Consider the following 7,929-nt stretch of genomic DNA (forward strand, 5'->3'; position numbering starts at 1 on the left):
CACCGCACCGGCTTCGGGGCACGCGGCCGGATTTCGCCCCGCACACGGAAGCGGGGCCCCCCCCGGGGGGGGGGGGGCCCGCGCCTCTCGGGTCGCTGTGGTTCGGGGACTTCTCCGGTGCCCGAGCCGAGAGTGGCTATTTTCCGTAGTGGTAGCGGCAGGCGGCGATGCGGATCTCGTCTTCGGCGATCTTGTAGACCAAACGGTGTTCATCCGTGATGCGCCGCGACCAGTAGCCCTGAAAGCCGTGCCGGAGCGGCTCGGGCTTGCCCATCCCCTCGTTTCCGTTGCGCTCGATGTCCTTGATCAGAGCGTTGATGCGCTTGAGGATCTTGCGGTCCTGGGCTTGCCACCACACATAGTCCTCCCAGGCGCCCTCGGCCCAGACGAGTTTCATTCGGCCAGACCCCGTTCGATGCCGCGGTCAGCCTCCAGCTCCTCGATCGCGGTGACCAGTCTTCGGGCGTTCTCCGGGCTACGGAGAAGGTAGGCGGTCTCCTTGAGGGTCTCGTACTCGGAGAGGGCGACCATCACGACGGGCTCGTGTCCGGCCCTAGTGATCACGACCTCTTCGCGGTCCTCGACGACGGAGTCGAGCGTGGCGGCGTAGTTCGCACGGGATTCGGAGTAGGACATGGTCTTCATGTGGTCCGCCCCCTTCAAGACTCCTGTGCTCTGATCAGCGGGTGCAGAGAGTCTGTTCATGGTTGTACACGATATTGTACGTTGCGGCTCTCGTCAGGGAAAGCCGGCAAACAGGTCCTAGTCCAACCCCTGGCGCTCCAGGAGGTCCTGCACCGACTCCTGCTCGTCCTCCAGGAACTCCCCGAACCGGTCGCCCTCCAGGTAGGCGTCGGTCCAGTGGTTCTCCTCCAGGGCCTTGCGCCATTGGGGGCTCGTGCGCATGCCGGCCAGCATGCCCGTCAGCTCCCGCCGGCGCGCGTCGCCGATGCCCGGCGGGGCCACCAGCCCCCGCCAGTTGGTGAACTCCAGGTCCAGGCCCAGCTCCCGCAGGGTCGGCGCGTCGATGCCCGGGACCCGCTCGGCGCCCGTCACCGCCAGCGGGCGCAGCTCCCCGGCCGCGATCGCGTGGCGGTACTCGCCGGCGCCGGCCGCCGCCACGTCCACCTCGTGGCGCAGCAGCGCCGCCAGCGCGTCTCCGCCGCCGTCGTGGCGCACGTACCCCAGGCTCCCCGGCTCCAGCCCCAGCTCCTCGCCGATGAGCAGCAGCGCCAGGTGGTCGGGCCCGCCCCGGGTGGAGCCGCCGCCCAGCCGCAGCACCGTGTCCGGGTCCCGCCAGTCCTCGGCGAGCTGCTCGAACCCGGTGTAGGGCGAGTCGGCCGGGACCAGGACCACCTCGGGCTCCTCCAGCAGCCGCGCGATCGGCGTGGTGTCGGCGGGCGTGTACTGCGACCCGCGCACCTGCGCCCCGGCGACCAGCCCGAGCCCCATCTGGAGCATCAGGTGCCCGTTGCCCTCCTCGTGCACGGTGCGGGCCAGGGCCGCCGTGCCCGCCCCGCCCTGCAGGTTGAACACCTCCGGCGCCCCGGCCGCGCCGGGGTCGGCGGCGAGCGCCTCGGCCACCGCCCGCGCGGTGGTGTCGTACCCGCCGCCCGGCGGATTGGGCACCATCAGCCGCAGCTCGGGCGGGCGCGGTTCGGGCCCCCACACCGCGAGCGCGGTCAGCGCCGCGGCCGCGCACAGCACGAGGGCGGCCCCGGCCGCGAGGAGGGGTCGCGGAGACCTGGGGCCGCCCGGCATGTGCGCGCTCCTTCGTCCTTACGGGGTGGAGGCCGTGTCCTCCTCCTTCTGGGCGCCGTCGGGCGAGGCGCCGGCGGCCGGGGCCTTCGGGCCCGAGCGCAGGCGCTTGACCAGCGGCCACACCAGCACGATCGCGGTCAGCCCCAGCAGGGCCGCCGAGTACGGCGAGGTCACGAACGTCGTCCAGTCACCGTAGGAGATCTGCAGCGCCTGGCGCATCGACCGCTCCATCATGCTGCCCAGGATCAGCCCCAGGATCATCGGCGCGGCCGGGAACCCGTTCTGCCGCATCAGGTACCCCACGACGCCGAAGCCCAGCAGCAGCCACAGGTCGAACACCGAGAAGCTCAGCCCGTACACGCCGACCACGCAGAACACCACGACCAGCGGGATCAGCACCGCCCGCGGGGTCTTGAGGACCTTGGCGAACAGCGGGATCAGCGGCAGGTTCAGCACCAGCAGCACGATGTTGCCCACGTACATGCTGGCCACCAGGCCCCAGAACATCTCCGGGCGGTCCGAGAGCATCATCGGCCCCGGCGTCACGCCCAGCACCAGCAGCGCGCCCAGCAGGATCGCCGTGGTGCCCGACCCCGGCACGCCCAGGGTCAGCATCGGCACGAACGACCCCACCGCGGCGGCGTTGTTGCCCGCCTCCGGGGCCGCGACCCCCTTGGGGTTGCCGCTGCCGAAGGTGTCGCCGTCCTTGGCGATGCGCTTCTCCATCGAGTAGGACAGGAACGAGGCCACGGTGGCGCCCGCGCCCGGCAGCACGCCGGTGAAGAAGCCCAGGATGGACCCGCGCCCGGTCGGGCCGGCGATCCGGCCCAGGTCGCGGCGGTTCAGCCGGAGCGAGGTCATGGCGCCGTCGGCGCCGCCCGCGCCCCGCCGGGCCAGCATCGAGAACACCTCGGCCAGCGCGAACAGGCCCAGCGCCACGATGAGGAACTTGACCCCCTCGTACAGCTCGGGCATGCCGAAGGTGAAGCGCAGGGTGGCGGTCTGGGAGTCGATGCCCACCAGGGACACCATCACCCCCACCACCGCGGCGATCAGGCCCTTGGTGATGTTGCGCCCGCCCAGGGTGACCACGGCGGTCAGGCCCAGGACCATCAGCGCGAAGTAGTCGGCCGGCCCGAAGCTCACCGCGAACGACGACAGCGCCGGGGCGATCAACATCAGCAGCACCACGCCGATGGTGCCGCCGGTGAACGAGGCGATGGCGGCGATGGCCAGCGCCTTGCCCGCGGCGCCCTTGCGCGCCATCGGGTAGCCGTCGAAGGAGGTGGCCACCGTTCCGGCCACCCCGGGCGCGTTGAGCAGGATCGACGAGGTCGACCCGCCGAAGATCGCCCCGTAGTAGACCCCGGCCAGCATGATGATGGCGGTGGTGGGGTCCATGCCGAAGGCGATCGGGATCATCAGCGCGATCGCGCTCATCGGGCCCAGCCCCGGCAGGATGCCGATGACGGTCCCGGCGAGCACGCCGATGAAGACGAAGAGCAGGTTCTCGGGGGTGAAGGCGACGCCGAACCCGGCCCCCATCTGCTGAAGGGTTTCCACGTGCGACTCCTCGGCTCAGAAGGGCAGCGGCCCGGTCGGCAGGGCGACCCGCAGGAAGTCCGACATGGCGAAGTACAGGACCGCCGAGACGCCCACGGCCACCAGCGCGTTCGCCCAGTGCCGCCGGTAGCCCAGGTACCAGGTGGTGGCGGCGATGTAGGCGGTGGTGGAGATCAGGAACCCCAGCGGCTCCAGCAGGGCGATGTAGAGCCCGATGGAGGCCGCGAACAGGGCCAGTTCATGGCGCGGGTCGGCCAGGCGGCCCAGCGCCGGGCGGGCGGCGGCGGGGCGTGCGGGCGCCCCGCCGCCGGTCTTGGACGCCTCGTCCCCGTCCCCGTCGGATCCGGCCTGCTCGCCGGTGTCCTCCTGCTTCTGGAAGAACAGCACCGCGGCCAGGACCAGCAGCACCGCGCCGAGCCACTTGGGCAGCGTCGCCGGCTGCACCGGCACGCTCACCGCGGTGAACTCCTCCAGGGTGAACGCCAGGTAGAGGTAGACGACGGCGAGCACGCCGACCGCCGCCCCCAGGACGCGGTTGGAGAAGGTGAACGGCTTCATCGGCCCTCCTCGTCCTCGATCAGCCCGATCTTCATGAGGATCTCGGCCGAGTCGGTGCTCGACTGGTCCAGGAACCCGCCGAACTCCTCGCTCCCCATGTAGGAGTCGGTCCAGCCGAGCGCCTTCGTCTGCTTCTTCCAGGACTCCTCCTCGGTCATGTCCGTGAACAGGTCCTCGTAGTAGGCGACCTGCTCGTCGGTCATGTCCGGTGGGCCCATGACGCCGCGCCAGATGTCGTAGGTGAAGTCCACGCCCTCCTCCTGGAGGGTGGGGGTGTCCGGGAGCGTGGAGGCGCGTTCGGCGCCGGAGACCGCCAGCGGGCGCAGGTCGCCGGACTCGACCAGCCCGGCCGCCTCGGAGGCGCCGGTGACCACGGCGTCCACGTGCCCGCCGACCGCCTGGGTCATGGCCTCGCCGCCGCCGTCGAAGGGCACGTAGTTGATGGCGGTGGGGTCGATGCCCGCGGCCTCGACCGCCCCGGCCAGCGCGACGTGGTCCATGCTGCCGGGGGAGGAGCCGCCCGCGATGCTCACCTGCCGCGGGTCCTCCTCCAGCCGGTCCACCATGTCGCCCCAGGACTCGATGGGGGAGTCCTTCGGGACCAGGTAGACCATGTACTCGGTGGCCAGGCGCGCGATCGGGGTGAAGTCCTCGTGGTCGTAGGTCGACCCGCCCATCAGCGGGACGAGGCTGATCGGGGGGCTGGTGACGAACAGGCGGGTGGGGGTGTCGGGGGTCTGGGCGACGTAGGCCCACCCGATCGAGCCGCCGCCGCCCGGCTTGTTCACCACCTGGACGGGCTCGTCCACCAGGCCGCCCTCCTCCAGGACGCGGCCGGAGGTGCGGGCCAGGGTGTCCCAGCCTCCGCCGGTGGCCGCGGGGGCGATGAGCTCGATGGGGCGGTCGGGCTTCCAGGGGCCGCCGTCCTCCTGCTGCCCGCCGCCGGTGCCACACGCGGTGGCCGCCAGCGCCAGTGACGCCAGCGCGGCGGCCACGGCGACAGGACGTGCGCGGAACATGCTGTCTCCAGGTACGGGGTGCGGGAATGGTGCGCGGGCCACAGGCCCACGTGAGGTGACACACATGTAAACAGCGCGAAATCCCCTGGAAAAGCGTTGTGTCGGTTGCGGGGACAGTGGTCGTAGTGGATGTTCCGGTCGTTGTGTTCACGGCCCGCCGACCGGCCCGGCCGGGTCCCCTCGCACGTCCGTGACATGCGACGATTGCGCGGCACACCGTCGGCGGCGATCGAGGAGGGGCGCGTGCGCGGCAGGCTCACCCTGGCGGGGCAGTTCCTGCTCCTGCAGCTCGCGATCGTGGTCGCGCTGCTCATCGCGGTGGCCGGGGTGTCCCTGGCCCAGGCCGACGCCCGGTTCCGGGCCGAGGAGGGACGGCGCATGCTCACCGTCGCCGAGGCGGCCGCCGCCACCGACGTGGTGCGGGTGGGCCTGGCCGACCCCGACCGCGTCGGCATCCTGCAGCCCACCGCGGAGAACCTGCGCTCCCTGGCCGGCGCCGACCACCTGGTCTTCGCCGACGACCGGGGGCGGGCCCTGACCGCGCTGGGGGCGGGCGGCTCCGAGGCGGCGGGCGCCGACGCCGCCGGGGCACCCCTGGACCTGGGGGAGAGCCGGGTGCTGTCCGGCAAGGCGTGGATCGGGGTGACCGACCTGGACGGCGACCGCGCGGTGGTGGCGCACGCCCCCGTCATCGCCGACGACGGGCGGGTGCTCGGCTTCGCGCTGGCCGGGCGGGACGTGCCCGGACCCGCCGCCAGCCTGGCCGGGTCCGCCCCCGACCTGTTCGTGTACCTGGGGGTGGCCTCGTTCCTGGGGGTGGTCGGCTCGCTGCTGCTGGCCCGCCGGGTCAAGCGCCAGACGCTGGGCATGGAGCCGGGCGAGATCGCCGGGCTGGCCCGGCACCGGGAGGCGATGCTGCAGGGCATCCGGGAGGGGGTGCTGGGCGTGGACGCCCAGGGCAGGGTGGTGCTGGTGAACGCGCCCGCCGCCGAGCTGCTGCGGCTGCCCGCCGACGCCGCCGGCCGGGGCCTGGAGGAGCTGGGCGTCGAGGCGGACATCGCCGCCGCGCTCACCGAGCGCGGGCAGGCCCCCGACCGGGTGGTGCTGATCAACGGGCGGCTGGTGACGGTGAACTGCATGCCGCTGGGGCCCGAGGGCGCCGACGGGTCGGTCACCACCCTGCGCGACCACACCGACCTGGTGGCGATGCGCGGAGAGCTGGACGCCACCCGCACCGCCACCGAGGCGCTGCGCGCCCAGGCGCACGAGTTCAGCAACCAGCTGCACGTGATCGGCGGGCTCATCGGGCTGGAGGCCTACGAGGAGGCCGCCGAGTACATCGCCCGGGTGGGCGGCGCCCGGACCCGGCTGACCGAGGACGTGGCGGCGCGGGTGGCCGACCCGTCGGTGGCGGCGCTGCTCATCGCCAAGGCCAGCCTGGCCGCCGAGCAGGACACCGGGCTGGAGGTCGCGCCCGGCACGGACCTGCCCCAGCAGGACGGGGCGCTCTCGGCCGACCTGGTGACGGTGGTCGGCAACCTGGTGGACAACGCGCTGGAGGCGGTGCGCGGGCAGGAGGGCGGCCGGGTGGAGGTGGAGCTGGCCGAGGCCGCGGACGGGGTGCGGGTCCGGGTGCGCGACTCGGGGCCGGGGGTGCCGCCGGAGCTGGCCGAGGAGGTGTTCCGGCGCGGGTTCAGCACCAAGGGCGGGGGCGGCCGCCGCGGGGTGGGCCTGGCGCTGATCCGGATGGTGTGCGAGCGCAGGGGAGGGGCGGTGCGCGTGGAGGGCGCGGAGTTCACCGCCGTGCTGCCCGCCGCGGGGCAGGAGGAAGGAGGCCGGGAGTGATCCGCACGCTCGTCGTCGACGACGACTTCATGGTGGCCCAGGTCCACCGCAGGATGGTGGAGCGGGTGCCGGGCTTCACCGTGGTGGGGGAGGCCCGCACCGGCGCCGAGGCGCTGGAGCGCGTCCGGGAGCTGCGGCCGGACCTGGTGCTGCTGGACGTCTACCTGCCCGACATCGGCGGCACCGAGGTGCTGCGGCGGCTGCGGACCGGGGACGGGCCGCCGGTCGACGTCCTGATGATCACCGCGGCCCGGGACGCCGAGACGGTGCGCCGGGCCCTGCACGGCGGCGCGGTGCACTACATCGTCAAGCCGTTCGCCCCCGAGACGCTGCGCGAGCGGCTGCTCCGCTACCAGGAGGCCCGGGGCGTGCTGGAGGGCGGCGAGGCCGCCCAGGAGGACCTGGACCGGGTCTTCGGCGCCCCGCAGTCCGGGCATGCGCCGACGGGGCAGGCGAAGGGCGCGGCGATGCCCAAGGGGCTGACGCCGGAGTCGGCGGCGCTGGTCCGCTCGGAGCTGGAGAGGACCGAGGCGGACCTGTCGGCGTCGGAGTGCGCGGCCCTGACGGGCCTGTCGCGGGTGAGCGCGCGCCGGTACCTGGAGCACTTCGTCCAGGAGGGCCGGGCGGTGGTGCGCCTGAAGTACGGCACCGCCGGCCGCCCGGAACGCCGCTACCACTGGGTGCCGGGGGCGGACTAGCGGCCGCCCGCCTGGAGTGGCGTCCGTCCCGCCCCCTCCGTGATCCCGGGAAGGCGTGCCACCCGAGGCGGCTCAGGTGCGGTTCGAGTGTCGGGATCCCGCGGTCCGGGTGGGGGCGGCTGGGCTGGTACCCCGCTCACGGGCCCAGCCGGGCGGAAGGCCGCCGGAGTGCAAGGTCGCAAGGGCGACGACGACAAAGGTCAGCGGCCCTACCTGCAGCGCTGTCGGCCGCGGCGCGTGTGCGTGGTCGGCGTTGATGGGCGGCGACGGAGTGAGCGGGGTGGTTCCAGGCCTACCAACAGTCCATCCGGTTGCTCGCGGTTCATGCAGGCGGCTGAGCAGGTACCCCGCTTAGGGGCCCCGGCCGGGCGGTGGGCCGTCGGGGTGTGAGGTGGAGGGGCGGCGACGACAAAGGCCGGCAGCCCTTCCGGCAGCGCTGTCGGCCGCGGCGCGTGTGCGTGGTCGGCGTTGATGGGCGGCGACGG

At 73.3% G+C, this 7,929-nt stretch carries 8 protein-coding genes; 2 read left to right on the forward strand and 6 right to left on the reverse strand.

From position 1 onward, the window contains the following. Positions 1-136 precede the first annotated feature (136 nt). The 6 genes from O4J56_RS31450 to O4J56_RS31475 form a co-directional block, all read right to left on the reverse strand. The gene (locus O4J56_RS31450; protein ID WP_270690847.1) at positions 137-397 is read right to left on the reverse strand and encodes a Txe/YoeB family addiction module toxin; all 261 of its coding nucleotides are present in this window, start codon (positions 395-397) and stop codon (positions 137-139) included. Continuing rightward, positions 394-645 (reverse strand): type II toxin-antitoxin system Phd/YefM family antitoxin, encoded by a 252-nt coding sequence (locus tag O4J56_RS31455; protein WP_270690848.1) that lies wholly within the window; start codon positions 643-645, stop codon positions 394-396. Before O4J56_RS31455 ends, O4J56_RS31450 begins: the two co-directional genes overlap by 4 nt. Before the next feature lie 117 nt (positions 646-762). Further along, a complete protein-coding gene (locus tag O4J56_RS31460) occupies positions 763-1,761 on the reverse strand; it encodes a tripartite tricarboxylate transporter substrate binding protein (RefSeq protein WP_270690850.1) in 999 nt (332 codons plus the stop codon). Positions 1,762-1,779: 18 nt separating this feature from the next. Next, on the reverse strand, positions 1,780-3,306 hold the full coding sequence (locus O4J56_RS31465) for a tripartite tricarboxylate transporter permease (protein WP_333563836.1): 1,527 nt from the start codon (positions 3,304-3,306) through the stop codon (positions 1,780-1,782). 33 nt (positions 3,307-3,339) lie between these two features. Then, the gene (locus O4J56_RS31470; RefSeq protein ID WP_270690854.1) at positions 3,340-3,882 is read right to left on the reverse strand and encodes a tripartite tricarboxylate transporter TctB family protein; all 543 of its coding nucleotides are present in this window, start codon (positions 3,880-3,882) and stop codon (positions 3,340-3,342) included. Further along, complete coding sequence (locus O4J56_RS31475; RefSeq protein ID WP_270690855.1) at positions 3,879-4,901, reverse strand: tripartite tricarboxylate transporter substrate binding protein; 1,023 nt, start codon at positions 4,899-4,901, stop codon at positions 3,879-3,881. The genes O4J56_RS31470 and O4J56_RS31475 overlap by 4 nt, the downstream gene beginning before the upstream one ends. A gap of 195 nt (positions 4,902-5,096) precedes the next feature. On the opposite strand from O4J56_RS31475, the gene O4J56_RS31480 reads away from it, so the two are divergent. Then, positions 5,097-6,746, forward strand: coding sequence for a sensor histidine kinase (locus tag O4J56_RS31480; RefSeq protein WP_270690857.1), 1,650 nt, complete (start codon positions 5,097-5,099; stop codon positions 6,744-6,746). Beyond that, a complete protein-coding gene (locus O4J56_RS31485) occupies positions 6,743-7,444 on the forward strand; it encodes a response regulator (protein ID WP_270690858.1) in 702 nt (233 codons plus the stop codon). The genes O4J56_RS31480 and O4J56_RS31485 overlap by 4 nt, the downstream gene beginning before the upstream one ends. Positions 7,445-7,929: the final 485 nt, after the last annotated feature.

The sequence above is a fragment of the Nocardiopsis endophytica genome, from assembly GCF_027706725.1.
Taxonomy (GTDB): domain Bacteria; phylum Actinomycetota; class Actinomycetes; order Streptosporangiales; family Streptosporangiaceae; genus Nocardiopsis_A; species Nocardiopsis_A endophytica.